The organism is Paramixta manurensis, from assembly GCF_013285385.1.
Lineage (GTDB): Bacteria > Pseudomonadota > Gammaproteobacteria > Enterobacterales > Enterobacteriaceae > Paramixta > Paramixta manurensis.
In genome coordinates this window covers 249724-274941 of sequence record NZ_CP054212.1, presented here as the reverse complement: position 1 = coordinate 274941, position 25218 = coordinate 249724, and the positions used below count along the sequence as shown (strand labels likewise).

At 54.7% G+C, this 25218-nt stretch carries 25 protein-coding genes; 18 read left to right on the top strand and 7 right to left on the bottom strand.

Annotated features, from left to right (window positions below):
• The first annotated feature begins 264 nt into the window (after positions 1-264).
• Genes PMPD1_RS01295 through PMPD1_RS01275 form a run of 5 tightly spaced genes read left to right on the top strand, consistent with a single transcriptional unit; the run spans position 265 to position 4921 of the window.
• On the top strand, positions 265-1341 hold the full coding sequence (locus tag PMPD1_RS01295) for an ABC transporter ATP-binding protein (RefSeq protein WP_173632358.1): 1077 nt from the start codon (positions 265-267) through the stop codon (positions 1339-1341).
• Positions 1338-1970, top strand: a complete 633-nt coding sequence (locus PMPD1_RS01290; protein ID WP_173636078.1) for an ABC transporter permease — start codon at positions 1338-1340, stop codon at positions 1968-1970. The genes PMPD1_RS01295 and PMPD1_RS01290 overlap by 4 nt, the downstream gene beginning before the upstream one ends.
• A complete protein-coding gene (locus PMPD1_RS01285) occupies positions 1967-2647 on the top strand; it encodes an ABC transporter permease (RefSeq protein ID WP_173632357.1) in 681 nt (226 codons plus the stop codon). Before PMPD1_RS01290 ends, PMPD1_RS01285 begins: the two co-directional genes overlap by 4 nt.
• 31 nt (positions 2648-2678) lie before the next feature.
• Positions 2679-3575, top strand: coding sequence for an ABC transporter substrate-binding protein (locus PMPD1_RS01280; RefSeq protein ID WP_173632356.1), 897 nt, complete (start codon positions 2679-2681; stop codon positions 3573-3575).
• A gap of 17 nt (positions 3576-3592) precedes the next feature.
• Positions 3593-4921, top strand: a complete 1329-nt coding sequence (locus PMPD1_RS01275; protein ID WP_173632355.1) for an NtaA/DmoA family FMN-dependent monooxygenase — start codon at positions 3593-3595, stop codon at positions 4919-4921.
• A 51-nt stretch (positions 4922-4972) separates the two neighbouring features.
• On the opposite strand, the gene rpoH is transcribed toward PMPD1_RS01275, so the two are convergent.
• The 4 genes from rpoH to ftsY all read right to left on the bottom strand — a co-directional run bounded on the left by rpoH (position 4973) and on the right by ftsY (position 9147).
• Positions 4973-5830: an RNA polymerase sigma factor RpoH gene (gene rpoH / locus PMPD1_RS01270; protein ID WP_173632354.1), complete on the bottom strand. Its 858-nt coding sequence runs from the start codon at positions 5828-5830 to the stop codon at positions 4973-4975.
• A gap of 269 nt (positions 5831-6099) precedes the next feature.
• On the bottom strand, positions 6100-7083 hold the full coding sequence (gene ftsX, locus PMPD1_RS01265; RefSeq protein WP_173632353.1) for a permease-like cell division protein FtsX: 984 nt from the start codon (positions 7081-7083) through the stop codon (positions 6100-6102).
• Complete coding sequence (gene ftsE, locus PMPD1_RS01260; RefSeq protein WP_173632352.1) at positions 7073-7741, bottom strand: cell division ATP-binding protein FtsE; 669 nt, start codon at positions 7739-7741, stop codon at positions 7073-7075. Before ftsE ends, ftsX begins: the two co-directional genes overlap by 11 nt.
• A 5-nt stretch (positions 7742-7746) precedes the next feature.
• Positions 7747-9147, bottom strand: a complete 1401-nt coding sequence (gene ftsY / locus PMPD1_RS01255; RefSeq protein WP_173632351.1) for a signal recognition particle-docking protein FtsY — start codon at positions 9145-9147, stop codon at positions 7747-7749.
• Between the two features lie 252 nt (positions 9148-9399).
• On the opposite strand from ftsY, the gene rsmD reads away from it, so the two are divergent.
• Positions 9400-9999, top strand: a complete 600-nt coding sequence (gene rsmD, locus PMPD1_RS01250) for a 16S rRNA (guanine(966)-N(2))-methyltransferase (protein ID WP_173632350.1) — start codon at positions 9400-9402, stop codon at positions 9997-9999.
• On the top strand, positions 9989-10255 hold the full coding sequence (locus PMPD1_RS01245; RefSeq protein ID WP_173632349.1) for a DUF1145 family protein: 267 nt from the start codon (positions 9989-9991) through the stop codon (positions 10253-10255). Before rsmD ends, PMPD1_RS01245 begins: the two co-directional genes overlap by 11 nt.
• 51 nt (positions 10256-10306) lie before the next feature.
• Here the strand turns inward: PMPD1_RS01245 and PMPD1_RS01240 are convergent, their stop codons facing one another.
• Complete coding sequence (locus PMPD1_RS01240) at positions 10307-10660, bottom strand: DUF2500 domain-containing protein (RefSeq protein WP_173632348.1); 354 nt, start codon at positions 10658-10660, stop codon at positions 10307-10309.
• Between the two features lie 195 nt (positions 10661-10855).
• On the opposite strand from PMPD1_RS01240, the gene PMPD1_RS01235 reads away from it, so the two are divergent.
• Both PMPD1_RS01235 and PMPD1_RS01230 read left to right on the top strand, forming a co-directional pair.
• Positions 10856-11485 (top strand): lysoplasmalogenase, encoded by a 630-nt coding sequence (locus tag PMPD1_RS01235; protein ID WP_173632347.1) that lies wholly within the window; start codon positions 10856-10858, stop codon positions 11483-11485.
• 109 nt (positions 11486-11594) lie between these two features.
• Complete coding sequence (locus PMPD1_RS01230; RefSeq protein ID WP_173632346.1) at positions 11595-13865, top strand: zinc/cadmium/mercury/lead-transporting ATPase; 2271 nt, start codon at positions 11595-11597, stop codon at positions 13863-13865.
• 45 nt (positions 13866-13910) lie between these two features.
• On the opposite strand, the gene tusA is transcribed toward PMPD1_RS01230, so the two are convergent.
• Complete coding sequence (gene tusA, locus PMPD1_RS01225) at positions 13911-14165, bottom strand: sulfurtransferase TusA (RefSeq protein ID WP_173632345.1); 255 nt, start codon at positions 14163-14165, stop codon at positions 13911-13913.
• 219 nt (positions 14166-14384) lie between these two features.
• Between tusA and PMPD1_RS01220 the strand changes: the two genes are divergently transcribed.
• The 7 genes from PMPD1_RS01220 to uxuA all read left to right on the top strand — a co-directional run bounded on the left by PMPD1_RS01220 (position 14385) and on the right by uxuA (position 21743).
• Complete coding sequence (locus PMPD1_RS01220) at positions 14385-15053, top strand: 7-cyano-7-deazaguanine/7-aminomethyl-7-deazaguanine transporter (RefSeq protein WP_173632344.1); 669 nt, start codon at positions 14385-14387, stop codon at positions 15051-15053.
• 125 nt (positions 15054-15178) lie between these two features.
• Positions 15179-15736, top strand: coding sequence for a DcrB family lipoprotein (locus tag PMPD1_RS01215; protein WP_173632343.1), 558 nt, complete (start codon positions 15179-15181; stop codon positions 15734-15736).
• A gap of 215 nt (positions 15737-15951) precedes the next feature.
• A complete protein-coding gene (locus PMPD1_RS01210) occupies positions 15952-16689 on the top strand; it encodes an ABC transporter ATP-binding protein (RefSeq protein WP_173632342.1) in 738 nt (245 codons plus the stop codon).
• Entirely contained in the window at positions 16644-17618 is a 975-nt protein-coding gene (locus PMPD1_RS01205; protein ID WP_435529704.1) for an ABC transporter substrate-binding protein, read from the top strand. Before PMPD1_RS01210 ends, PMPD1_RS01205 begins: the two co-directional genes overlap by 46 nt.
• Positions 17619-17671: 53 nt before the next feature.
• Positions 17672-19291, top strand: coding sequence for an ABC transporter permease (locus PMPD1_RS01200; protein ID WP_435529728.1), 1620 nt, complete (start codon positions 17672-17674; stop codon positions 19289-19291).
• Between the two features lie 82 nt (positions 19292-19373).
• A complete protein-coding gene (locus PMPD1_RS01195) occupies positions 19374-20417 on the top strand; it encodes an AI-2E family transporter (protein ID WP_173632340.1) in 1044 nt (347 codons plus the stop codon).
• 141 nt (positions 20418-20558) lie between these two features.
• The gene (uxuA, locus tag PMPD1_RS01190) at positions 20559-21743 is read left to right on the top strand and encodes a mannonate dehydratase (protein ID WP_173632339.1); all 1185 of its coding nucleotides are present in this window, start codon (positions 20559-20561) and stop codon (positions 21741-21743) included.
• Positions 21744-21758: 15 nt separating this feature from the next.
• On the opposite strand, the gene PMPD1_RS01185 is transcribed toward uxuA, so the two are convergent.
• Positions 21759-22724, bottom strand: coding sequence for a GlxA family transcriptional regulator (locus PMPD1_RS01185; protein WP_173632338.1), 966 nt, complete (start codon positions 22722-22724; stop codon positions 21759-21761).
• 114 nt (positions 22725-22838) lie between these two features.
• Here PMPD1_RS01185 and PMPD1_RS01180 point away from each other — a divergent pair, with 114 nt between their 5' ends.
• Both PMPD1_RS01180 and PMPD1_RS01175 read left to right on the top strand, forming a co-directional pair.
• Positions 22839-23480: an HD domain-containing protein gene (locus PMPD1_RS01180; protein WP_173632337.1), complete on the top strand. Its 642-nt coding sequence runs from the start codon at positions 22839-22841 to the stop codon at positions 23478-23480.
• A gap of 151 nt (positions 23481-23631) precedes the next feature.
• Entirely contained in the window at positions 23632-25206 is a 1575-nt protein-coding gene (locus tag PMPD1_RS01175; RefSeq protein WP_173632336.1) for an EAL domain-containing protein, read from the top strand.
• Positions 25207-25218 lie beyond the last annotated feature (12 nt).

The following is a 25218-nucleotide window of genomic DNA, read 5'->3' as shown; positions in this document are numbered from 1 at the left end:
AACAGAGGATTACATTAGTAACTCAGCTAATAAGCCGCAGAAAAGACTGAAATAAAGCCAAATAAAGAGAAACGTTGAGCAGCTAAAACAGGAACGCAATCGCGCCTCGGCTTATTGCCGCTGGCGGCAAAACTTATCTCTTTTTGTCATTTTCCCCACCAAAACATCTTTGCTCTAATCGACCCACTCAATGCTGATTAACCGGGCGCCGCCTACGATAGCGCGCGACTTCACGCTCTTATGTAACTCCAGGCAGGCGCAGTCATGATCCGTTTAGAAAACCTCACCCGACGCTATCCCGGTAGCCAACATGCCGCCGTTAATCGCCTTTCACTCAATGTTCGGCAGGGAGAGTTCTGCGTATTCGTCGGCCCAAGCGGCTGCGGTAAAACCACCACCTTACGCATGATTAATCAGCTTGATCTGCCGGATGAAGGACGCGTACTGATTAATGAGGTACCGGTTGAGCAAAGCGACGTCATTACGCTTCGCCGTCGCATTGGGTTTGTGATGCAGCACGCCGCACTGTTCCCCCATCGAACCGTCGCCGGGAATATCGCCACGGTTCCCCGGCTGTTAGGCTGGAAGCGCGCGCGGATAAAACAACGGATTGAGGAGTTGGTGGCATTGATGGGGCTGGAAACCGCGATGTTAGATCGCTATCCCCATCAGCTTTCCGGCGGGCAACAGGGACGGGTATCGTTGGCGCGTGCCTTAGCCGCCGACCCACCGATTCTGTTAATGGATGAACCCTTTGCCGCAGTCGATCCGGTCGTTCGCCAGCGTCTGCAGGGCGAGTTGCTGGATTTACAGCAGCGTTTACATAAAACAATTATTCTGGTTACGCACGATATCGATGAAGCGATACGCCTGGGCGACAATATCGCCATCTTTCGCCATGGCGGCGAATTGGTGCAGTACGACAGCCCGGCGCGTATTTTAGCGGCGCCAGCCGACGCGTTTGTCGAACGTTTTATTGGCCCGGACCCCACGCTAAAACGACTTGGGCTGCTTCAGGTCACCCATTTACCGCGCCATGATGTGCCGCTGGTCGACGAAGCGCTACGCCCCATTGAAACGGCATGGCCAACATTGCCCAGCGCGTGGCGGTTAGTGATCGATCAGCAGCAACGCCCGCTCTATTGGCTCTCCGTGCACGGAGAACGTCTCGCCGTTAGCCACACCATCGGCGGGCGCGATACGCTGCGCCAGGCGTTAGCCGCACTGGTCCACACGCCTACCGACCTGCTGTTGCATTTGGACGAACAGGGACGCTATCAAGGTGGCATCTCAACCGGTTCGCTACGTCACTCGTTAAACGGTCCACAGGCGGTAAGCTGATGGATTGGCAGTGGATTATGGATAACCGCGCCACCATTGGCGCCTTGCTGCTTGACCATCTACAACTGGTTGGGTTGGCCTTACTGTTTGGTACGCTGCTGACGCTGCTGTTTATTTTACTGACGCTACGCTGGCCCGCCTTGTCCCAGCCGCTGCTCTATCTTTCCGGGCTGCTGTTTACCATTCCTTCGCTGGCTCTGTTTATCTTACTGATGCCGCTCACCGGGTTGTCAAAAACCACCTCGGTGATTGGGCTCACCCTCTATTCGCTGTTGATCTTACTCCGCAATGTGTTAACCGGCTTATCTCAGCTTCCGCCGCTGGTGCTGGAGGCGGCACGCGCGCAGGGCTATACGCGGTTATTTCGTTTTTTCGACGTTGAGTTACCGCTGGTAGTACCGGCGCTGCTGGCCGGGCTACGTATCGCCTCGGTGACGCTGGTCGGGTTAGTGACCGTGACCGCGCTGATTGGTCAGGGCGGATTAGGGCAACTGTTACTGACCGGTTTTACGCTCAGTTTCGCCACGCCGATCGTGGTTAGCCTGGTGCTTACGGTGGTGATTTCAACCGTGCTGGATGGATTATTCGTCATGCTCGGGCGGATTGCCGCTCCCTGGAGCCGGACATGACGTTACTGAGCAACCTCTGGCTCTGGCTACAGGTACGTGATCACTGGCTCGGCAGCGATGGGTTATTACCCCGTCTGGCGGAGCACCTTTGGTATGTAGCAATCAGTATGCTGATCGCCAGCTTAATTGCCTTGCCGCTAGGTATTTTTCTCGGCCACCGCCGCCGTGGCGCAGCTTGGGTGATCAACCTGTTTAATATGGGGCGCGCTATCCCTTCGCTCGGGCTGGTACTGCTGTCGATTATCTTGATTGGATATGGCGATATGCCGGTTTTTATCGCTTTGGTGGCGCTCAGCATTCCGCCCATTTTGACCAATGCCTGGGCGGGCGTTTATCAAGTCGATTCCCAGCTACGTGATGCGGCGCGGGCCATGGGCATGACCGCCGCCCAACGGCTGTGGCAGATGGAAATTCCGTTAGCGCTGCCGCTGATCTTTGCCGGTATACGCACCTCGCTGGTTCAACTGATCGCCACCGCAACTATCGCCGCCTACGCCGGATTAGGCGGACTTGGGCGCTTCTTAATTGATGGGTTGGGCCAACGCGATATCCCGCAAGTGCTGGCAGGTTCACTGGCGGTTACGCTATTGGCGCTGTGCTGCGAAGCGTTGCTGGCGCACGGACAGAAAAAACTTTTCCCGGCCTTTGCTTTGAAAACCGATACCCCTGCGGCTTAGCGAGCGCTTACTCAACTAATAAGGATCACCCATGACATTGCCTTTTCAAAGATTGCGAAAATTTAGCCAGCGCCCGTTGATTGCGCTGTTATTACTGGGGCTTAGCGGCGGGTTTGCTCAGGCGGAAAAAGTCACCATCGGCTCAACCAACTTTTCTGAGCAGCTCATCCTTGCCAATATCTATGCTACCGCCTTGCGACAAAGCGGCACCGAGGTAGCAACCCGGCTTAACCTCGGCAACCGCGAAATCATGCTACCCGCTCTCCAAAACGGCGAGATTGATATCGTACCGGAGTATATTGGCTCGCTACTGAGCTACTATGCGCCGCAAACGCCCGCCACCAATAGCAACCAAATAACGCAGGCGCTGCAAAAAACCTTGCCGACCGGGTTAACGCTACTGACCCCTTCTGCCGCCAGCTCGATCAGTACCCTGGCGGTGACCGCCGCCACCGCCCAAAAATATCACCTGAAAAAAATCTCCGATCTGACGCCAATCGCTGGCAAGTTGATTATCGGCGGCCCGCCGGAACTGAAAACCCGCGCGCTCGGGCTGCCAGGTTATGAAAAGGTATACGGTATCCGCTTCAAACAATTTACCGCGCTGGATATTGCCGGGCCATTAACCCGCCTGGCACTGAATAGCGGCAGAATTGATGTGGCGCTGGTGATCTCAACCCAGGGTCTGCTCTCGAAAGAGAATTGGGTAGTGCTGGAGGATGACCGGCATGAACAGCCCGCGCAAAACGTCACGCCGCTGGCGCGTAAGGCCAGCCTGACGCCGCACATCCGTGAAGTGCTGGATCAGGTTTCCGCCAAACTCACTAATGACGATTTACGCCAGCTTAATCAGCAGGTTGATATTGACCATGTCGCGCCGGAAAAAGCCGCCGCTGCGTGGGTTGCCGCACATATCAGTAAATCGTGAATCCCGGAGGCTATGCCATGTCCGCTCGCTCAATGATTCTTAACTTATTTTTCTATAATCCGCAGGGTGATTATCGTTTCTCCTGGCGGCATCCGGATGCGCCGGAGAAAGAAATTTTTACCCTGGATTTTTATGCCGATCTCGCCCGACAAGCGGAAGCCGCCAAGTTGGATGCCATTTTCGTGGCCGACCACGTCGCGATTTGGGACTCGATCCCCAGTGGCGTAACGCACTATGCCAATGCGCGTCTGGAGCCTTTAACATTACTTTCGGCGCTGGCGGCGGTAACCAAACATATCGGCCTGATGGGGACCGCCTCCAGTTCTTACAATGAGCCCTATAATATCGCCCGCTATTTTGCCTCGCTCGATTTCCTCAGCAACGGGCGCGCCAGTTGGAACGTCGTCACATCCTGGCAGGCAGAAGAGGCGGCGAACTTTGGCCTGACCACGGTTCCTAAGCACGATGAACGCTACCAGCGTGCCGATGAGTTTATCCGTGTGGTGACCGCCCTGTGGCAATCATGGCAAGAGGACGCCATTTTATACCATAAGCAGAGCGGCCATTTTGCCGCAGCCGATAAGGTTAACCCCATCCACCATCAGGGTGATTTTTTCAACGTCCGTGGGCCGCTCACTGTACCGCGTCCGCCGCAGGGGCAGCCGCTGATCGTCCAGGCCGGTTCCTCCGAAGCCGGTAAAACCCTGGCAACCCGTTACGCCGATCTCCATTTCACCTTTGTGCGCACTATCGAGGAAGGGTTGGCCTATCGGGCGGATATTAACCATCGGCTGGCACAAGTAGGTAGAACGCCAGAGAGCTTTAAGATTATTGCTGGCGTACTGCCGATTGTGGTGGAGAGTGATGAAGAGCTGCGGCAGCGTGAGGCGCTCATTGATGGCCTGGTACCGGATGAGATGGCCATTGATTTAGTTTCCAGCTATACCGGCCTCGACCTGCGCCAGTTCGATCCGGATCAACCACTCCCGCCGCTGCCGGAAAGCGATAATTTCGATGGCATTCGCACCCATCTTGAGCAAGTCCGGCAATATGATCCGACGTTGAGCATCCGTGAATTGGGGCGTCGCCTGTTGAAAAGCGACAGCGCGTGGACGGTCGCCGGTAATGCCGAGTTCGTCGCCGACCGCTTAACCGAGATGTTTCAATCCGGTGCCGCCGATGGTTTTAATTTGATGTTCCCGCTGCTACCTGGCGATTTTACGCGCTTTACCGAGCAGGTTGTGCCGCTGTTGCAGCAGCGCGGCGTCTTTCATCAAGCATACCCGCCTGGAACGCTACGCGACCGTTTGGGGTTAAGCTTGCCGCAGCCGACGCTTAAGGCATAAAAAAACCGGAGCGCAATGGCTCCGGTTCATTGTTTTCAACCCTGCGGGTTGTTAGGCTTCAATCGCCATTCGCAGTTTCTTCATGGCGTTCTTCTCAAGCTGACGCACACGCTCTGCGGAAACGCCGTACTGATCGGCCAGTTCCTGCAAGGTAATTTTATTGTCGTCATCCAGCCAGCGTGCGCGGATAATGTGCTGGCTACGTTCATCCAGCCCCTGCATTGCATCGCTTAACTTATCCGCTGCATGGCTTTCCCAGTTATCCTCTTCAATACCATCGGCAAAATCAGAAGATTTATCCTGGAGATAAAGCATGGGCGCCATCGAACGGCCTTCACCAGCTTCATCATCCGGCGTGGGATCGAAGGTCATATCCTGCGCGGCCATGCGTGACTCCATTTCGCGCACGTCTTTACTGCTTACGCCCAGCTCACGCGCCACCATTTCCACTTCATCCTGGTTGAACCAACCTAGACGCTGCTTGGTTTTACGCAGGTTAAAGAACAGCTTACGCTGTGCTTTCGTGGTCGCCACTTTCACAATACGCCAGTTACGCAGTACGTATTCGTGAATTTCGGCTTTAATCCAGTGCACGGCGAAAGAAACCAGACGCACGCCCACTTCAGGATTAAAACGACGCACCGCTTTCATCAGGCCGATATTCCCTTCCTGAATCAAATCCGCCTGCGGTAAGCCGTAACCGGAATAGTTACGAGCAATATGAACAACAAAGCGTAGGTGAGACAGGATCAGCGTCTTAGCCGCATCCAGATCGCCCTGGTAATGCAGCCGTTCAGCCAGCGCTTTTTCCTCTTCTGCCGACAGCATCGGCCAGACGTTGGCAGCCCGAATATAAGATTCCAGGTTACCCAGAGGTGCAATAGCTAAAGTTTGCATTTCTTTGGTCATTCAAACCCTCACATGTTTAAGACAGTGTTGCCGCGCGATTCCATTACGCAGCCGAATACACTACGTGAATCACAGACATTATTCGAAAGCTATCTGTGCTACTTTGATGATAAAGTTATCCACAAGTTCATTTTACACGGTGAATATTTTATACACAACAGGTAGTGAAATACTGAGTAATGCCGGAGGGAGGGAATTCAAAGAAAACGTCCTCTGCGGCATCATTCACGCAGCAGAGGAAGATTATACCAAAAAAACGTTGCTGTGGGTTACTGTGGCGTAAATCGACGTAAATGTTGTACCGTCGCCAGCCAGGCGGCAACCCAACCAATCATTGCCGAAATCAGCAACAGCAGCAGGCTCTCGTCCCATGACAAGCCGCTTAAGGTAAAGGTGGTACCAAATACCGACGCGACTTGCGCCACCACCGACTCCAGCCGGAACACCAGCACTTCGGAAAGAATTAACGATAATACCGCACCGCAAAAACCTAACATCGCGCCGCTATAGAGGAACGGGCGCAGAATAAAGCCATCGGTCGCGCCAATCAGTTTTTGCACGTTGATGGTGTCACGGCGGGCGAAGATGCTCAGCCGCACGCTGTTACCGATCACCAGGAAGACCGCGATCACCATCAAAATACCGATCATGGTCGCCACCTGCCCCACCAAGCCGGTCAGCGCCGCCAGGCGGGCAAACCAGCTATCATCCATACGCACTTCATCCACGCCATCCACTTTCTGCACCCGATCGCGCAGGCTTTGCATGGTTTTATCGTTCTGGAAGTTCAGTTTGGGCGTAATGATCGCCACCGCTGGCAGTGGATTTTGCTCCAGCATATCCATCGCGCCGCCAAAGCCGGACCAGTTACGGAACTCGCCCAAGGCTTCCTCACGCGACAGATAATTGACCTTGTCGACGCCATCCTCTTTCTTCAATACGGCAATGACATTTTCCGCCGCCGTATCGTCAAGCGTCTTGGAGAGATACACCGTCAGTTGCGGTGCCGGATACCACTGCGCTGCGGCCTGGCTGACGTTTTTCCACACCATATAACAGACGCTGGGTAAGGTCAGAGAAATCGCGATGACCATCACCGTTAACAGCGTGGCCAGCGGTTGACGCCACATATCAGACAGCGTGCCGCGTAGGGCATAGCGCCACTGTTCTTGCCAGCCGCCCTTCAGTGCCTTGCTTTTCGACGGTTGGCGCGTTTTGGGCGCCGGCGCGCGTTTATTACGTTTATTCACCATGAGTGCCTCCGTGCAGACGCCCCTGATTCAATGACATGACGCGATAGTTACGCCGCGCAATCAGGCCACGATCGTGCGTCGCCATTAATACCGTGACGCCGACGCGGTTAAACTCTTCAAATAGCCGCAAAATATCTTCCGACAATGCATCGTCAAGGTTACCGGTAGGCTCATCCGCCAACAGTACCGAGGGTTTATTGACCACCGCGCGAGCGATGCCTACACGCTGCTGTTCACCGCCGGAGAGCTGGATCGGGAAACTTTTCGCTTTATCGAGCAGACCGACTTTATCTAATGCGGCCGATACCCGACGGCGAATATCTTCGCCGCTGGCACCGGCAATAATCAGCGGGATCGCCACGTTGTCATATACCGAACGATCCATCAGCAGATGGTGATCCTGAAAGATCATACCGATCTGGCGACGCAGGAACGGTACTTCACTATTTTTCAGGCGACTAATATCGTGACCGCTAAACCAGATATGCCCGGCGCTAGGGCGCTCAATACCACAAATTAGCTTCAGCAAGGTACTTTTCCCTGCCCCGGAATGTCCGGTCAGAAACGCCATTTCCCCCTGACGCAGATGGAAATCTACGCCCTGTAGCGCTTGCCGACCGCCGAGATAAGCCTTACTGACCTCTTCAAAGCGAATCATCCTAATTAGTCCTCTCGGGCAAACAGTGCCTCAATAAAATCGTCAGCCTTAAATGGCCGTAAATCTTCGATACCTTCCCCGACGCCAATGTAACGGATCGGAATGGCGAACTGATCGGCCACGGAGAAAATCACCCCGCCCTTCGCGGTTCCGTCAAGCTTAGTCAGCGTAATACCGGTCAGTCCAACCGCTTCATGGAACAATTTGGTCTGACTAATGGCGTTTTGCCCGGTACTGGCGTCAATGGTTAACATCACCTCATGGGGTGCATCAACGTCCAGCTTTTTCATCACGCGGGTGATCTTTTTCAGTTCTTCCATCAGATGTGACTTGTTCTGCAACCGCCCAGCGGTATCGGCAATCAGAACATCTACGCCGCGTGCTTTCGCCGCCTGTATCGCATCAAAAATCACTGAAGCCGAATCCGCGCCGGTATGTTGCGCCACCACCGGAATATTATTCCGTTGCCCCCACACCTGGAGTTGCTCAACCGCCGCCGCGCGGAACGTATCGCCCGCCGCCAGCATCACGGATTTACCTTCCGCCTGATACTGGCGCGCCAATTTCCCGATGGTAGTGGTTTTCCCCACTCCGTTCACCCCAACCATCAGGATAACAAACGGCGCTTTACCCGCCACCGAGAGCGGCGCATCCACTTTTGCCAGGATGGTGGACATTTCCGCTTTCAATAAGCCATACAACGCTTCCGCATCGCGTAGCTGCTTACGGTTAGCCTGTTGCGTTAAGTTGGTGATAATGCGACGCGTCGTCTCAACGCCAACATCAGCAATCAGTAACTGCTCTTCCAACTCTTCAAACAGATCGTCATCGATTTTCTTACCGCGGAACAATCCGATAAATCCGGAACCCAGATTCTGGCGTGTTTTAACCAGGCTGCGTTTCAGGCGCGCAAAAAAGCCCTCTTTCGTAGGCCGCTCTTGTTCTTGCGTTGGCTGTTGCGGTGGGACAAGCGTGACGCTTTCTGCTTCATCAGCTTGTTGCTCGTCCACCACGGAAAACGTCTCTTCTTCGGCTTCGGCGGTTAACGGCGCTTCTTCCGCGATCTCATCAATCTCAATCGGCGGTTCTTCAACCTCGGCCTGCGGCGCCTCATCCTCAGGAAGGATGTCCGCCACGCTGTCGACAACTAGCGGCTCCGGCGCGGGCGTTGCCTCCGGCTGCGTTTGGTGAACGGCGGTTTCCGTGGTTTCAACGCTCTCATGGCTCTCATCAGCGATCGGTTCAGCAGAGGGGCGCTCCGTTTCGGCCGGCGGGAGCGCTTCAACCTCCGATGCCTGTTCAGGCTGCTCCTGCAACGCTTCTTTTTGTTCTGCTGGCGGCACGGTTGTCTCGTCACGCCCTAAGCCCAGCCAAGAAAAAAAGCCACGTTTTTTATCTTTTGCCATTGTGCAACCACACTCCTCGATGGCTAACACCCGGCCATTTCATCCGCCGGGCTGCGAAAATAAATTAATGATAAAATTTAGCGCCGCGATCGTTTGATTCGCCTAAACATTGTGGGAACACGAACAATAAAGGCACGCGGCTTGGTAGTCTAACACTTTCCCGTCAGCGCCACACCCGCCTCCTTTTTAACGTTTCCTCAATCCCTTTCGCCCGTTAAACTACGCAACAAATTATGACGAGTTGTGAGCAAGATGAATAAAAAACCCCGTGGAAACGCCGCCGGACAGATTCGCATTATCGGCGGACAGTGGCGTGGTCGAAAATTGCCCGTGCCCGATAGCGCCGGTTTACGCCCCACTACTGACCGGGTGCGTGAAACCCTGTTCAACTGGCTGGCGCCGGATATCCAACAGGCACGTTGTCTCGACTGCTTCGCCGGTAGCGGCGCACTTGGGCTCGAAGCGTTATCGCGCCATGCCGCCAGCGCAACCCTGTTAGAGCTGGAACGCCCGGTGGCGCAACAATTAGAGAAAAACCGTCAAACGTTGCAGGCGGAAAATGCGCAGGTTATCCATACCAATACCCTCACTTGGTTGGCGCAAACCGGCTCACCCTATAACATCGTGTTTATCGATCCACCCTTTCGTAAAGGGCTGCTGGCGCAAACGCTAATGCTACTAGAGCAGAATGGCTGGCTGGCGGATGAAGCGCTGGTGTACATTGAAAGCGAAGTCGAAAGCGGCAATCCGCCGGTCCCGGTTGGCTGGCATTTACATCGTGAGAAAATTGCCGGGCAGGTCGCCTACCGCTTATATCTACGCACCGAGCAGGAGAAGGAAGATGTGGCTTAATCTTGGACGTGTGCTGATGTTGTTTGTATGGGGCTTTCTGTTACTGAACCTGGTGCACCCCTTTCCCAAACCGCTGAAGTACTTCATTGATGTGGCACTGTTTTTCATGGTGGTGATGCACGGACTGCAATTAGTGTTGTTACGCGCTACCCAGCCAAAGGATGCGCCAAAACTGAGCGCGTTTACCCAAGCAAAGATCTTCTTCTTCGGTGTGTTTGAATTGCTGGCCTGGCAGAAGAAACAGAATCCGTCGTAAACGATGAATAACCCACGGGGCGATGCCAACATCGCCCCGTGGGCTCCCAACCTAACGTGGGGTAAAAGAGACGAACCGCGTACCCTGCACCTTCAGTTCCCCCTTCACGCCCTTATCCATTTGGTGATAATCGTTAGCACTCAGCGTAAGCTTAAAATCGCCCGCGCCGTTTAACGGATGAAACCAAGCCTCGTAGCGCATCGTCTCACCGGCAATCACCTCTCGCTGCCGGGTGCGCCGGTTCGGGAACGGGAACTCCCGTTTGGTTTTCACCTCAACCGGCAACGAACGTACCGGCGAAGCATCGTTCACCGCCGTTTCACGCCGCTGTTTAATAAACTGGCGCGTGGCAAGCACGGCAATGATCGCCAGGACGATAAAAAAAATTAGCGGTGGCTTGCTCATATTTTCTCTCGTTCTCCTCGGTTTTCGCGTTAACACATTTTAACCGGCCGAAAGGATACAACCAGAGCGCTCCCATTGTCACATCGCAAAGCCGTAACCTAAACTGAGATCGACTTTTCAGGAAATGTAACCTTATACGCCTTGAAGTATTCGGACGCTGGTCTGAGCGGGCGGGTACAAGAAAAAGGAAAAACTATGTTGTGGTCTTTTTTGGCAGTACTTTTTTCCGGCTGGCTGTACGTTGACGCCTCCTATCGTGGTCCACAGTGGCAGCGCTGGCTGTTTAAGCCCGTGACCCTGTTGCTCTTATTGGCTTGGGCATGGCAAGCGCCAGCCTTGCATACTACTGACTATCTGATTCTGCTGGGCCTCCTCGCCACGTTGATCGGCGATGCCTTGACGTTATTGCCGCGACAGCGCTTGCTGTACGCTATTGGCGCGTTTTTCCTTTCTCACTTGCTGTATACCATCAGTTTTGCCAGCAACATGACGCTGAGTTTCTTCTGGCCGATCCCACTGATCATGCTGATTATCGGCGTGCTGGTCATTGCCGTCCTCTGGACGCGACTGGAAGAGCTACGCTGGCCGATTTGTACCTTTATCGGTATGACACTGGTGATGGTTTGGCTGGCCGCCGAACAATATTACTTCCGCCCGACCGATTACAGTTTTTCGCTGGTGGTCGGCGCAGGATTGTTACTTTTAGCCAATATTGTCTGGTTTGTTAGCCATTATCGCCGCCGTTTCGCCGCCGATAGCGCGATTGTCGCCGCCTGTTACTTCGCCGGGCATTTTATGATTGTGCGTTCGCTGTACTTGTTTTAGGACGCGTTAAATTTCCGATGAGAAAACGCCGCTTGACTCTGGACTGGACTCCAGAGTGTAAGATGCGTCAGCGGTAGCCAATTACCGCGTATTCTCATCGGGAGGCTTTATGCACCAACATCAATCCTGTGGCTGCAGCCAGCGCCGGGCAATTAAACAACCCGGCTGTTGCACCACGCCGGCCCGCCCGGTTATCGGGAAAATTACCCCTTTATCAACGGTGAGCGTCAGCAGTGACGCCGCCTGTTGCAGCGACGGCGGCTGCACCTCGGGCGATGATCCCGACGACGAAGGCGACATACCGCGCGCCACCCATCGCTTTAGCTGGCAGGTTCGCGGTATGGATTGCCCCGCCTGCGCCCGCAAAATTGAAACTGCCGTCGGTAAACTCGCCCACACCACCCATGCGCAAGTGCTGTATGCCACCGAAAAACTGGTGGTTGAGGCACAGGAAGATATTCGTCACGACATTGAGCAGGCGGTGAAACAGGCTGGCTTTGCGCTGACCGCCAGCGGCGAAACGGCCAACACAGCGGAAACCAGCTTGTGGCAAGAAAACCGCGCGCTGGTGTTACTGGTCTTGCTGGTGTTCGCGAGTTGGCTGGTGAGCCATATCACTGCCGATGGCGGGCAGATAGCGTTCCTGATTACCACCCTGGTCGGCGTCTGGTCACCGGCGCGTACCGCGCTTAAATCAATCCGTAGCGGCTCTCCTTTCGCCATCGAAACCTTAATGACTATCGCCGCCGTTGGCGCGTTGTTTATTGGCGCAACCGCCGAAGCCGCCATGGTATTGGTTCTGTTTCAACTGGGTGAACGGCTTGAAGCATTTGCCGCGAGTCGGGCACGGCGTGGCGTCACCGCCTTGATGGCCTTAAAGCCCGACACTGCGGTTCGGTTACGGCAAGGGCGGCGTGAAGACGTGGCGGCGGCGGAATTACAGCCCGGCGATGTGATTGAAGTCGCCCCCGGCGCGCGTTTACCCGCCGATGCAACGCTGCTTTCAGACGCTGCCAGCTTCGATGAAAGTGCATTAACCGGCGAATCCATACCGGTTGAGCGCCAACGTGGCGATAACGTCGCGGCGGGATGCACCAGCGTTGATCGCTTGGTACAAATGAAGGTGGTTTCGCGGCCCGGCGAGAACGCGATTGATCGTATTTTACATCTGATTGAAGAAGCCGAAACGCACCGAGCGCCGATAGAGCGGTTTCTGGATCGCTTTAGCCGTTATTACACGCCCGCCATCATGCTAATGGCGTTGTTAGTGATGCTGATCCCGCCGCTATTCTTCAGCGCGGCCTGGTCTGCGTGGATTTATAAAGGCCTGACGCTGTTGCTGATTGGCTGTCCCTGCGCGTTGGTGATTTCGACACCGGCGGCCATCACCTCTGGTCTGGCGGCCGCCACCCGGCGTGGCGCGTTGATTAAAGGCGGCGCGGCGCTGGAAAGCCTCGGCGCGGTGCGTCATATCGCGTTTGATAAAACCGGTACTCTGACCGAAGGCAAACCAACGGTAACCGATGTGATGATTTGGACTGATGAGTCGCAAGATGCGGTGTTACTCCGTGCCGCCGCCGTTGAAAGCGGCTCCTCACATCCGTTGGCGCGCGCGATTGTGGCGCATGCGGCACAGTTAAATCAGCCTCTTCCTCAGGCGACGGCACAGCGGGCATTACCCGGACGTGGCGTTGAGGCGCGGGTGGACGGGCATGCAATCCGCATCATAGCGCCCACGCAGTGGGAGGCGCTGGAAAGCGCGCGGCAACACCAAATTAGCGCGCTGGAATCTGACGGCAAAACGGTAGTGATGGTGGTGCAGGACGATCAGCCCATTGGCATCATTGCGCTGCGCGATACGCTACGTGCCGATGCACAGCAAGCGATTGCCGAACTCAACGCCTTAGGGATTACCGGCGTGATGCTGACCGGCGATAACCCACGCGCGGCGGCAGCGATTGCCGGGCAACTCGGCTTGGCGTTTCGCGCGAGTCTGCTACCAGCGGATAAAGTGCAGGCGGTGAATGAGATGAATCAGCGTTATGCGGTGGCGATGGTCGGTGACGGAATTAACGACGCGCCCGCGATGAAAGCGGCGACCATTGGCATTGCAATGGGAGGCGGTACCGATGTCGCCCTGGAAACGGCTGATGCCGCTTTAACCCATAATCGGCTAACCGGGCTGAGCGCTATGATCCGTTTATCACGCGCGACGCATGCCAATATTCGACAAAATATCGCCCTTGCCCTTGGCTTAAAAGGTGTGTTCCTGATCACCACGCTGTTAGGGATTACCGGGCTGTGGCTGGCGGTGTTGGCAGATTCTGGCGCCACCGCGTTAGTGACGGCGAATGCGTTACGGTTACTGCATAAGCGCTAAATCAGCCGCCGTAGTGCCGGGAGAGACCGACCACTACGGCGGGGATTACAACGTGCTGGTCCCTTTTTTCAGCAGATACTTATACGGCGTTTGCCCGGTATCCTGGGCCACCAGCGTGTGTTCCATAAAACGGCAAAAACCGGGAATATCACGCGTTGTCGCCGGATCATCGGCGATAACTAGCAAAGTTTGCCCCTCTTGCATATGCCGCACGGCCTTGCGCACCATCATCACCGGCTCCGGGCACCGTAAGCCTAACGCATCAAGGGTTTGGTCGGGATTGGCGAAAATGTCGCTCATAATTCTCTCTGTCGCGCAAAACGTTATTGCAGGCTATTTTACGCCAGCTCGTCGGTTGCGCAAGCTATGCAGGCCGATAACGTTTGCGTTAAAATTAACCGTTGCATTGCCCCGCTAACAGGGTAAGATGCCGCGGCTTACGCGCCTTGGCTTGGCCACAGTGCGGCGCAACAGGTTTTTAATCCGGGTTCCCTCACCCCACTTTAAAAAGGCGATATCATGATTCCGTTTACCCCGCGTCAGCGCTTACATGCGCTGGTTTGGCTCTCGTTATTCCATGTGCTGGTCATTACCTCCAGTAATTATCTGGTGCAACTGCCGATCTCGATCTTCGGTTTCCATACCACATGGGGCGCGTTCAGCTTCCCGTTTATTTTTCTGGCGACAGATTTAACCGTGCGTATTTTTGGCGCGCCGCTGGCGCGACGTATCATTCTTGCGGTGATGATCCCGGCATTATTTATCTCCTATGCGATTTCCGCACTGTTTTATCAGGGTGAATGGCAGGGCTTCGCCGCCCTACGCGAGGTCAATTTATTTGTCGCGCGTATCGCTTGCGCCAGCTTCATGGCCTACGCGCTGGGTCAGATTCTGGATGTCCATGTCTTTAACCGCCTGCGTAAATTACCGCAGTGGTGGGTTGCGCCGGCATCGGCGATGTTTCTTGGCAATATCAGCGATACGCTGGCCTTCTTCTTCATCGCCTTCTATAAAAGCCCCGATCCCTTTATGGCGCAAAATTGGGTAGAAATTGCGCTGGTGGATTACAGCTTCAAGGTGCTTATCTGCATGATTTTCTTCCTGCCCGCCTATGGCGTGCTGCTAAATGCAACCCTGAAACGTATTGCGGAACGCCGCAACGTCTCCGCCACGCCTGATTTCTGTTAATTGCACATGGTGAAACGCATCAGGGCAGGCTAAGATCCTGACACAGTGATTGGGTTGATTTTACTCACTGATTCAGTTTGTATTGAGGCCTAAAAATCCGTACGCGAATAGATAAAGGGATCCTGATGCGTAATTTAGCGAAATATATTGGAGTCGGTTTACTGGTGGTCGGTTTGGCTGCCTGCGATGGAAAAGATGATAAAGCCGCGGCCAGTGACAACGGCGCCAGCGCCAGCCAGTCAACACAGACCGTGTCGTTAATGGATGGCAAGTTAAGCTTTACCCTTCCTGCCGGTATGTCTGACAAAAGCGGCAAACTGGGTACCCAGGCGAACAACATGCATGTCTATGCCGATGAAACCGGTCAGCGCGCACTGATTGTGATTGAAGGTGATAACACCAATGAAGGCCTGGATACGCTGGCGCAACGCCTTGAGCAGCAACAGCGCAATCGTGACCCGCAATTGCAGGTGGTGACCAACAAAGGTATTACTCTGAAAGGCCAGCAGGCGCAGCAGTTGGATACGGTGATCTCCGCCAATAACCAAACCGCCTGGTCTTCGGTGGTGCTGGCGAAGGTCGATGGTAAGCTGGTGACGCTGCAAATCACGCTACCGGCAGATAATCAGCAACAGGCGCAAACCGACGCCGAGAATGTGATTAATACCATTACCCTGAAATAACGGCATCGCGCCTGATACGCCCCGGCAGCGCCGCACAGTCCTGTAACGCGCTGCCTCTCTTCTCTCAGACTTTTATCGTCATCTCTTCGTCATAAAACCTGCCTACACTCGCGCCTAATAAATCCCAAAGAGGATAACAATCTGATGACCCGCCAATACTCTGTCACGGTGGGCGAGCGTCGCGTCTCGGTTTTAACACGCCGGAGCGCCTGGCGATGACGCGCGCCTCTACCGCCATTATGCTCAGTAGCCTCAGTTGGTCGTTCGGTGATCAGCCGCTGCTGGATAACCTCTCGCTAACCATTGAAGCCGGTTCGACCGTTGCTCTGTTGGGGCCATCCGGCTGCGGCAAAAGCACCCTGTTAAAACTGCTGGCCGGTCTGCTGCAACCTCAGCGCGGCGAGATCTGGTTCGGCGATCGTCGCGTAGCGAGCGCACACAACCTGGTACCGCCCGAACAGCGTAATATCGGTATGGTGTTTCAAGATTACGCGCTCTGGCCACATATGACGGTGGCGCAAAACGTCGCCTTTCCCCTGCGTATGCGCCGCCTGCCGGTGAAAGAACAACGTCAGCGCGTTGAACATGCACTGAGCCGCGTGGGCTTGGCAGACCTTGCCACACGTAAACCGGCGCATCTCTCCGGCGGCCAACAACAGCGCGTCGCGTTGGCGCGAGCCATCGTCGGCGAACCCGCAATCTTGTTATTTGATGAGCCCCTTTCCAACCTCGACAGTTTCCTACGCCAATCACTATGCGAGGAAATGTCCGCACTGTTGCGTCAGTTACGGATTACCGCCGTTTACGTCACTCACGACAGGCAGGAAGCCGCGCTAATGGCGGACCGTATCGTTCAACTGGCACACGGTCGTATTGATTCCATTACTCACTGCTCTGAGGAAACCCCATGCGCTCCGGTCAATTACGTAAAACAGGTGCTCTCGCCGCCATGATTTTTACTTCCGCGATGATGATGAATAACGCCGAGGCGTTGACGGTATATACCGCTGGCCCTGGTTCGCTGGCGAAAAACTTAGCCGCCGGTTATGAGAAAAAAACCGGCGTTAAGGTCAATATCTTCCAGGCCACCACCGGCAAAGTGATGGCTCGCCTCGAGGCTGAACAAGCCAACCCACAGGCCGATATTTTAATTTCCGCCTCATGGGATACGGCAGAAGATTTACAGCAGCGCGGCTGGCTGATGCCGTATCAAAGCCCGAACGCCGCTCATGTTCCCGAGAGGTTTAAAACCGCCGACTATGTGGCTCAGGGCATCTCTGCATTGGGGATTGTCTGGAACAGCAATAGCGGTACGCCAGAACCGAAAGAGTGGCGTGATTTAACCCGCGCGCCGTTCAAAGATAAGGTCACCACGCCTGATCCGGCCCTATCCGGTGCCTCGCTCGATCTCTTGATTGGTTTGCAAAACAGCCTCGGCGATCGGGCCTGGACACTCTTTTCCGACTTAAAAGCGAACGGTATGGTTATTTCCGGCCCTAACGCGCAAGCGGTTATGCCGGTGTTACAAGGTGCGAAAGCGGCGGTATTCGGCGCGGTGGATTACGTAACCTATAACAATATTGCCAACGGCGAAGCGGTAAAAGTGATTTTCCCCGCCAGCGGCACCGTAGTTGCGCCACGCCCGATGATGATCCTAAAAAGCACCCCTCATGCCGAGCAGGCCAAAGCCTTTATCGACTATGTTCTGTCGGCGGAAGGCCAGCAGCAGGTGGCCGATGCCTGGCTGATGCCGGCACGCAGCGACATTCAGGCAAAACGTCCGCTGTTTAGCGATTTGAAGATACTCCCCGCGAAAAGCGATGGTACCTCCGAACGCGCCGGAATTTTACAGCGCTTTAATGCCCTGTTTAATACTCACTAAACCCGGCGGAGGAAAACTGCGTGAAACGTTACGCGCTGCCAGCGACCACCTTAATGTTACTCACGCTACTGGTCGCGCTGCCGCTGTTATTTATTTTTCTACAGGCATTGTTCCCGGCGCTGGGCGAAGGATCGCTACGCGGCATACTCAGCGCCTTCCCTGCCACCTTACAGGATCCACGCCTGCCCACGCTGCTGTTTGGCACCCTAAGTAGCGGCGTCGGCGTGGCGGCAATGAGCTTGCTGATCGGTGTGCCGCTTGGCGCGCTACGCGCACAGATGCCGCCACCGGCGGCGCGCCTGTGGGACATCCTGTTTTTGATCCCGTTTCTGACACCGCCCTATATTTCAGCACTCTCGTGGATGCTGGCGTTGCAGGAAAACGGTTACCTGCAACAACTCACCGGTCTGGAAACTAACAACATTTTATTTAGTCGTATTGGCATGGTGCTGGTCATGACCTTCAATATTTTCCCGGTGGTGTATTTTGCCGTTTCACGCAGTATGTTGGCAGGTGGGCAACGCTTGGCCGATGTCGCCCGTGTGCATGGCGCCACGCCATGGCGTGCGTTTTGGCATATCACCTTGCCGATGTCGCTACCGGCGCTGGTCGCCGGAGCGCTACTGGCCTTCACACTGGCGGTTGAAGAGTATGGCGTTCCCGCCGCCATCGGCTCGCGCGCTGGCGTATCGGTACTGACCGTCGCCATTGAAGAGAAGCTCGCCGACTGGCCGATCGATCTCTCCGGCGCCTCGATCCTCTCCCTGTTACTGATGCTGATGGCGCTGGCGGCGTTTATGCTACAACGCCGCCTCACCGGCCAGCAGGATGTCACGGTCATCACCGGTAAGCCGATGCCGCAACAACATGTCGGCGGCGGTCGATGGCGTATTCCGTTATTACTGATCTTTAGCGCCGTCGCGTTGATTACCCTCGTTTTGCCGATTGCCTCCATGATGATTACCGCTTTTCTGGCAACGCTTTCCGGCGGGCTACATCTGTCGCAATTGACGCTACGCCATTTTAGCGCGCTATTCGCATGGCGCGGCGAAGCGCTTTCGGCGCTGGGTACTAGCCTGAGCCTGGCGCTCGGCGCAGCGATCATCACCGGCTTTTTAGGGCTGCTGATTGCCTGGATGGTGGCGGAAAAAAAGGTACGTGGAGTGGCGTCAATCGATGCGCTGGCTCTGCTGCCTGCGGCATTACCTGGGGTTGTGATTGGCGTGGGGCTGATTCTGCTGTGGAATCGTCCATTCTGGCCAATTTCACCGTATAACAGCGGCCTGATTTTGCTGCTTTCATACTGTTGCCTATTTCTGCCGTGGCCAGTCCGTTACGTTAGCAGTGCCTTAAAACAGCTCGGCGCGACGCTGGCGCCTGCGGCGCGTGTGCATGGCGCCAGCGCCTCTCAAGCACTACGTTTGATTATCTTGCCGCTGGTCTTCCCCAGCCTGCTGGCCTCAATGATGATGGTGTTTGCCGTCGCCTCTCGCGAGTTGGTGACCTCTCTGTTATTGGCTCCGGCGGGTACGCAAACCGTCTCTATTTTTATCTGGCGGCAATTTGAGCAGGGCTCGGTCGGGCAAGGTATGGCGATGGCTTGCCTCGCCATGGCTATCAGCCTGAGTGTCATGTTACTGGCGTTGGCCTTACTCACCCGTTCCACGCGTTAGTCTTCTCCTGCAATCCTAAAATCAGGGCGTTGCGCTGGCAGCAACTACACTGTTATTTCCAAAGAGATGAGCAGGAGAAGACATGACCGCACCGCAGCAAGAAAAAATAGGCCAAAATATGTTGCTAAAAATGGCAACGTTAGTGGTCATTCTGGCAGGCATACGTGCGGCTTCAGAAATTATCGTTCCCTTTTTACTGGCCAGTTTCCTCGCCATTGTACTGAACCCGCTGGTGACGATCTTAATGCGGCATCGATTACGGCGGGGCGTCTCAATCGCGCTGGTGATGATAGTGGTGTTAATTATCATCACCATGCTGGTCGCGATGCTGGCCAGTTCGGTGAATGAGTTTACCGAGCTTTATCCGCAAATCCGCGTCATGTTGGAGCAAAAACTGACCGTGGTGCAACATCTGGCAACGCATATTCGGCTCAATATCTCGCCGCAGGCTTTAGTCGACCGGCTCGATCCTAACTCGGTGATGGACGTTGCCACCACCGTTTTAACGCAATTTTCCGGCGCCATGACTAACTTACTGCTACTGATTATGACGGTGATTTTTATGCTGATCGAAGTCCGTCATTTGCCGTATAAGCTCCGCAACGCGTTAATCAACCCCAAAATACGCATTGCCGGGCTGCACAAAGCGTTAAAAGGCGTCACGCACTATCTGGCGCTAAAAACGCTGATCAGCCTGATTACCGGGCTGGCGGTCTGGCTGGTGCTGCAACTGTTGGGCATAAAATTTGCCCTGCTATGGGGAGTCGTGGCGTTTATCCTCAACTTTATTCCCAATATCGGGCCGATCATCGCTGGCATTCCGCCTTTTGTTCAAGCGTTGGTTCTCAACAATATCTATGATGCCTTACTGGTGGCGGCGCTATTCGGTGCCATTCATATGGTGTTTGGTAATTTTCTTGAGCCGCGCCTGATGGGACGCAGATTAGGTTTATCGTCGCTGGTGGTCTTTTTATCCTTGATCTTTTGGGGATGGCTGCTCGGCCCGATCGGCATGTTGCTATCGGTACCGCTGACCAGCGTCTGCAAGATTCTGATGGAAACGACGCCAGGCGGCGGTAAGCTGGCGATTCTGCTAGGCGATGGACGGCCTCGGGTAAACAAGTAGCTGATTTCTCGGCGGTAATCAGCAATGCCATGCCGTAAGCTGAGACCGAGATCACCCTATTATTTACGCATTGTAATTATGCTGGATCCACTGGCCCTGGCTGTGGGCCGCAACAGAACAACCGATAATTGAGGTAGCCCTATGGAACACACCTGGCGCTGGTATGGCCCTAACGACCCGGTTTCACTGGACGACGCCCGCCAGGCGGGCGCAACCGGGATTGTTACCGCGCTACACCACATCCCTAACGGCGACGTTTGGCCGGTGGAAGAGATAAAGGCGCGGCAGGCTTTGCTGGCCGAAAAAGGTTTAACCTGGTCAGTCGTGGAAAGTATCCCGGTACATGAATCGATTAAAACCCAGCGTGGCGACTATAAAAAATATATCGCCAACTACCAACAATCAATTCGTAACCTTGCCGCCTGTGGCGTAGATACGGTGTGCTATAACTTTATGCCGGTGTTGGATTGGACGCGTACCGATCTGGCCTGGACGTTGCCGGACGGCGCGAAAGCCTTACGTTTTGACGCGGTGGCGTTTGCCGCGTTTGAACTGCATATTTTAAAACGTCCGAACGCGGAGCAGGATTACGACCCGCAAGAACGGGCGGCGGCGTCGGACTATTTTGCCGCCATGACGCCAACTGACATCACCACCCTGACCCGCAATATTATTGCCGGGCTGCCCGGTGCGGAAGAGGGATATACGCTGGAGCAGTTCCAGGCGCAGCTCTCGCAATACCAAGGTATCGATCACGCCAGGCTGCGGGAACATATGGCAACCTTTTTACGCGCCATTGTGCCGGTTGCCGAGGAGGTTGGCGTGGTATTAGCCGTCCATCCTGACGATCCGCCGCGCCCGATTCTCGGCCTGCCACGCATTGTCTCGACCATTGATGACATGCAGTGGCTGGCGGAAGTCGTCGACTCGCGGCATAACGGCTTCACCTTCTGCACCGGTTCTTACGGTGTACGCCCGGATAATGATTTGGTCCGCATGGCGGAAACCTTCGCTAACCGTATCCACTTTACCCATCTGCGCTCGACACAACGAGAAGACAACCCAAAAAGCTTCCACGAAGCCGCGCATCTGGCTGGTGATGTGGATATGGTCAGCGTAATCAAGGTCATTCTGGCGGAAGAGCATCGCCGTCGTCAGCAGGGTGAGACGCGCGCTATTCCGATGCGACCGGATCACGGTCACCAGATGCTGGATGATTTAGGCAAAAAAACCAATCCTGGTTATTCCGCGATTGGGCGGCTAAAAGGGCTGGCGGAATTGCGTGGCGTTGAACTGGCGCTGAAACAGACATTTTTTAGCGAATAGACGCGCCAGCGGTCATTACGGCTGCTGGCGAAAATATTTTCGGTATTCCCCCGGCGTGGTCTTCAGTTGACGCACAAAAGCGCGACGTAGAATGTCCACGCTGGAGTAGCCGCAGCGTGCGGCAATCTGCTTGGTCGCCAGTTCCCCCGTCTCCAGCATCTGGCGCGCGGTTGCCAGCCGCTCCCGTTCCAGCCATTGTGCCGGTGTAATGTCCAGCGCCTGCCTGAAAAGCCGGGTTATATGGCGAGTACTCAGGTTCATATGCGTCGCCAATGCCTTAACATTCGGCACCTGTTCCAAATTTGCCACCGCCCAGCGCTGTAACTCCTGTAATGAAGAGCGCCCCGCTAACGACGTCTCTCCCCGGCGGCTAAAGTGTAATTGCCCAACCGGCCGACGGAAAAACATCACCAGGCTGGCGGCAATTGCCATCGCGACCTCGCGACCCAAATCTTCTTCCACCATTTTTAGCGCCAGATCGAGGCCAGAGGTTACGCCTGCGGCGGTACGCAGTGGGCCGTCACAAACGTAAATCGCATCCGTATCGACGCTCACCGCCGGAAAACGGGCCGCCAGCGTATCCGCCACCGCCCAGTGAGTGGTGACGCGGTGACCATCCAACAGCCCGGTTGAAGCCAATAGCAAAGCGCCACTGCAGACCGATCCAAAGCGTTGACTTTGTTGACAAACCTGGCGTAGCGCGTGTTGAAGCCCGGCATCTGCCGCCGGTTGCTGTTCCGCTGGCGCGCCAGCGACAAGAAATGAATCAAAATGGTGGGTTTTAGCTTCGGCGAGAGTCATATCCGGCGCGATTTTCACTCCCGATGACGACACGATCGCCGCTTGATCATAACCAATCACTATCAATCGGTAGATGTCACGTTGCATATAGCGGTTTGCCTCGGCAAACACATCTAACGGGCCGGCAATATCCAGCAACTGTACGCCAGGCACGGCAAGTAGCGCGATGGTTTTTAGCATCAGAAATTCCAGTGTCGCAAATCAACGAAATGTCGCTAATCATCTTTAACCTATCATTGAAGACATACAGGATGATTTTTATGCTGGATGACGTCAACCCCGAAGGAGAAAATAATGAGTCCGAACATTCGCGGCATCCGCATTCCCGCAAGTAAAATGGCGCGCGAAGCCACAGAATTGGTGCGCGATACCGAATCTGAATTACTGTTTAATCACTCCAGCCGCGTCTACTATTTTGCCGCGCTGGCAGGGCAGCATCGCGGGCTGAAGACCGATGCGGAACTGTTATATATCGGCTGCATGTTTCACGATATGGGCTTAACGCATCAGCACTGTAGTTGCGACAAACGGTTTGAGGTTGACGGCGCCAACGCCGCACAAGACTTTATGCGGCAATATGGCATTGCGCAGCAAGATATTGATAAGGTCTGGACCGCGATCGCACTGCATACCACGCCGGGTATTCCGGAGTTTATGGCGCCGGAAATCGCGCTGGTAACCGCCGGTGTAGAAATGGACGTGTTGGGCATTAACTACCACCAGTTTGATGAAGCGGAGCGTGAACAAATCGTTGCCGCCCATCCGCGTACGCCCGCCTTTAAAGAGGACATTATTCAGGCCTTCTATGACGGTATTAAACACAAACCGCAGACCACCTTTGGTAACGTCAAGGCCGACGTGATTGCGGATAAAGAGCCCGATTTCGTCGCGGGTAACTTCTGTTCGTTGATCCGCGCCTCACGCTGGAAAGGCTAAATTGCGGTAAATTGCTAAAAGATTGACATAAAACATCCCCCCTGGCGCAAAAACGAATAATGTTTGTGCGCCTTAACCGCATGCTATTCTGACAGTAATAATAAAGAAACACCGGCCGCCTCCACGGCCTGCCCTTTTCGGGAGAACACCTGTGGCTCATACTCATACCAAACGCGAAAGCAGCGGGTTATTACTGCTAATTGCCGGTCTGTTACCGTTGGTTTTGGGCTTACTGTTTACCTTTTTTGAAGCACAGCAAAATGTAAAACGCCAGCAAGTGGCGGCGGCAGACGCGTTGCTTACCCAAACGGAAACCGTTACCCAGAATGCCTGGGATATGATTAATCAACTCAAGCAATACACTGATGACAAGTGCGTGAATCCCATGCGCAAAATCCAACAGCTCGGTTCGCTGTCGGCCTATTTCCGCGCGGTAGGCACCTTTTCCGGCCCCAATGTCACTTGCTCCTCCGCCTTTGGACGTAACCCCGGCACGCTCTCACAGATGGTTCTGGGGAAAATGCCTGCCCATCCTTATGACTGGATGTATTCCATCGGGGGAACTTACGGCGTTCCCCATCGTCCGGCAGTGTTGTTCATGCACCAACTCCCCTCCTCGAAGGGTGTGTATGTGGTGGTTGAAGGGCAATATTTGATGGATTTCATGCGCGCCATCGGCGCTCAGCGCGGTTACCAACTGACGTTGCGCGTTAACGGCGGTTACACCATTCAAACCGGCCACGTCGAACCAGATGACAACCTGCTGTTCTCTGGCTCTACCTACCGCGCCGAATCACAACGTTTTCCGATTAGCGTCAGCGTCACTTCGTCGAAGGCTGAAGCCCTCAAAAACTGGCGTCAGGCTTTTTTCATTTTTTTACCGCTGGCGATCATCCTTTCGCTGCTCTGCATGTTGCTGGCCGTTAACTGGCTAAAACACCGTCTGTCATGGCGCGATGAGCTGCGTAAAGGCATACGTAACGGTGAATTTTTGGTGCATTACCAGCCGGTCTGGCAGGTTGAGGAAAGACGCTGCGCCGGGGTGGAAGCACTACTGCGCTGGCAGCGCCATGATGGCCGTCAGGTCCGCCCGGACATGTTTATTGCCGCTGCCGAAGCCGAGGGCATGATCATTCCACTCACTCGCCACCTACTGAATATCATCGCCGATGAAGCACAAACCTGGTCCGTCGCGCCAGGTTTTCATCTTGGCGTCAACGTGGCGGCTGAGCATATTCAACATCCTGATTTTCTGGCTGATATTCGTCAATTTGCCGCGCGGTTACGGGAAAAACAGATGATCATCACGCTGGAATTGACCGAGCGTAGTCTAATTCATGAAGGCCCGGAGGTCGCCAATAAGCTGGCAACGCTGCGTCGTGAAGGGATCCGGGTGGCGATTGATGATTTCGGCACTGGTCACTGCTCGCTCTCTTATTTGCAAAATTTCCAACTCGACTACCTAAAAATCGATCGCGGTTTTATCAATGCAATCGAGTCGCTGGAGGGGGAAACGCCGGTGCTGGATGCCATCATCTCTCTCAGTCATAAACTGGCGTTAGAGGTGCTGGGCGAAGGTGTGGAAACCCCATTGCAATTCGAGTATTTGAAAAACCACGGGGTAAATTATATTCAGGGTTACTTGTATGCGCGCCCACTGAATAGCGCAGCCTTAATGGCATGGCTTACGAAAAAGGGCTCGCTGCCGCCGGGCACGCCGGATTGATAGGCAACAGCG

Excerpts from the sequence above, each read along its gene's own strand:
- PMPD1_RS01275 (WP_173632355.1), top strand. The coding sequence starts at position 3,593 with ATGTCCGCTCGCTCAATGATTCTTAACTTATTTTTCTATAATCCGCAG.
- PMPD1_RS01215 (WP_173632343.1), top strand. The coding sequence starts at position 15,179 with ATGCGTAATTTAGCGAAATATATTGGAGTCGGTTTACTGGTGGTCGGT.
- PMPD1_RS01180 (WP_173632337.1), top strand. The coding sequence starts at position 22,839 with ATGAGTCCGAACATTCGCGGCATCCGCATTCCCGCAAGTAAAATGGCG.
- PMPD1_RS01205 (WP_435529704.1), top strand. The coding sequence starts at position 16,644 with ATGCGCTCCGGTCAATTACGTAAAACAGGTGCTCTCGCCGCCATGATT.
- PMPD1_RS01210 (WP_173632342.1), top strand. The coding sequence starts at position 15,952 with ATGACGCGCGCCTCTACCGCCATTATGCTCAGTAGCCTCAGTTGGTCG.
- PMPD1_RS01285 (WP_173632357.1), top strand. The coding sequence starts at position 1,967 with ATGACGTTACTGAGCAACCTCTGGCTCTGGCTACAGGTACGTGATCAC.
- PMPD1_RS01295 (WP_173632358.1), top strand. The coding sequence starts at position 265 with ATGATCCGTTTAGAAAACCTCACCCGACGCTATCCCGGTAGCCAACAT.
- ftsE (WP_173632352.1), bottom strand. The coding sequence starts at position 7,741 with ATGATTCGCTTTGAAGAGGTCAGTAAGGCTTATCTCGGCGGTCGGCAA.
- PMPD1_RS01280 (WP_173632356.1), top strand. The coding sequence starts at position 2,679 with ATGACATTGCCTTTTCAAAGATTGCGAAAATTTAGCCAGCGCCCGTTG.
- rsmD (WP_173632350.1), top strand. The coding sequence starts at position 9,400 with ATGAATAAAAAACCCCGTGGAAACGCCGCCGGACAGATTCGCATTATC.
- rpoH (WP_173632354.1), bottom strand. The coding sequence starts at position 5,830 with ATGACCAAAGAAATGCAAACTTTAGCTATTGCACCTCTGGGTAACCTG.
- PMPD1_RS01240 (WP_173632348.1), bottom strand. The coding sequence starts at position 10,660 with ATGAGCAAGCCACCGCTAATTTTTTTTATCGTCCTGGCGATCATTGCC.
- uxuA (WP_173632339.1), top strand. The coding sequence starts at position 20,559 with ATGGAACACACCTGGCGCTGGTATGGCCCTAACGACCCGGTTTCACTG.
- PMPD1_RS01200 (WP_435529728.1), top strand. The coding sequence starts at position 17,672 with ATGTTACTCACGCTACTGGTCGCGCTGCCGCTGTTATTTATTTTTCTA.
- PMPD1_RS01220 (WP_173632344.1), top strand. The coding sequence starts at position 14,385 with ATGATTCCGTTTACCCCGCGTCAGCGCTTACATGCGCTGGTTTGGCTC.
- PMPD1_RS01185 (WP_173632338.1), bottom strand. The coding sequence starts at position 22,724 with ATGCTAAAAACCATCGCGCTACTTGCCGTGCCTGGCGTACAGTTGCTG.
- tusA (WP_173632345.1), bottom strand. The coding sequence starts at position 14,165 with ATGAGCGACATTTTCGCCAATCCCGACCAAACCCTTGATGCGTTAGGC.
- PMPD1_RS01195 (WP_173632340.1), top strand. The coding sequence starts at position 19,374 with ATGACCGCACCGCAGCAAGAAAAAATAGGCCAAAATATGTTGCTAAAA.
- PMPD1_RS01245 (WP_173632349.1), top strand. The coding sequence starts at position 9,989 with ATGTGGCTTAATCTTGGACGTGTGCTGATGTTGTTTGTATGGGGCTTT.
- PMPD1_RS01235 (WP_173632347.1), top strand. The coding sequence starts at position 10,856 with ATGTTGTGGTCTTTTTTGGCAGTACTTTTTTCCGGCTGGCTGTACGTT.
- PMPD1_RS01230 (WP_173632346.1), top strand. The coding sequence starts at position 11,595 with ATGCACCAACATCAATCCTGTGGCTGCAGCCAGCGCCGGGCAATTAAA.
- ftsY (WP_173632351.1), bottom strand. The coding sequence starts at position 9,147 with ATGGCAAAAGATAAAAAACGTGGCTTTTTTTCTTGGCTGGGCTTAGGG.
- ftsX (WP_173632353.1), bottom strand. The coding sequence starts at position 7,083 with ATGGTGAATAAACGTAATAAACGCGCGCCGGCGCCCAAAACGCGCCAA.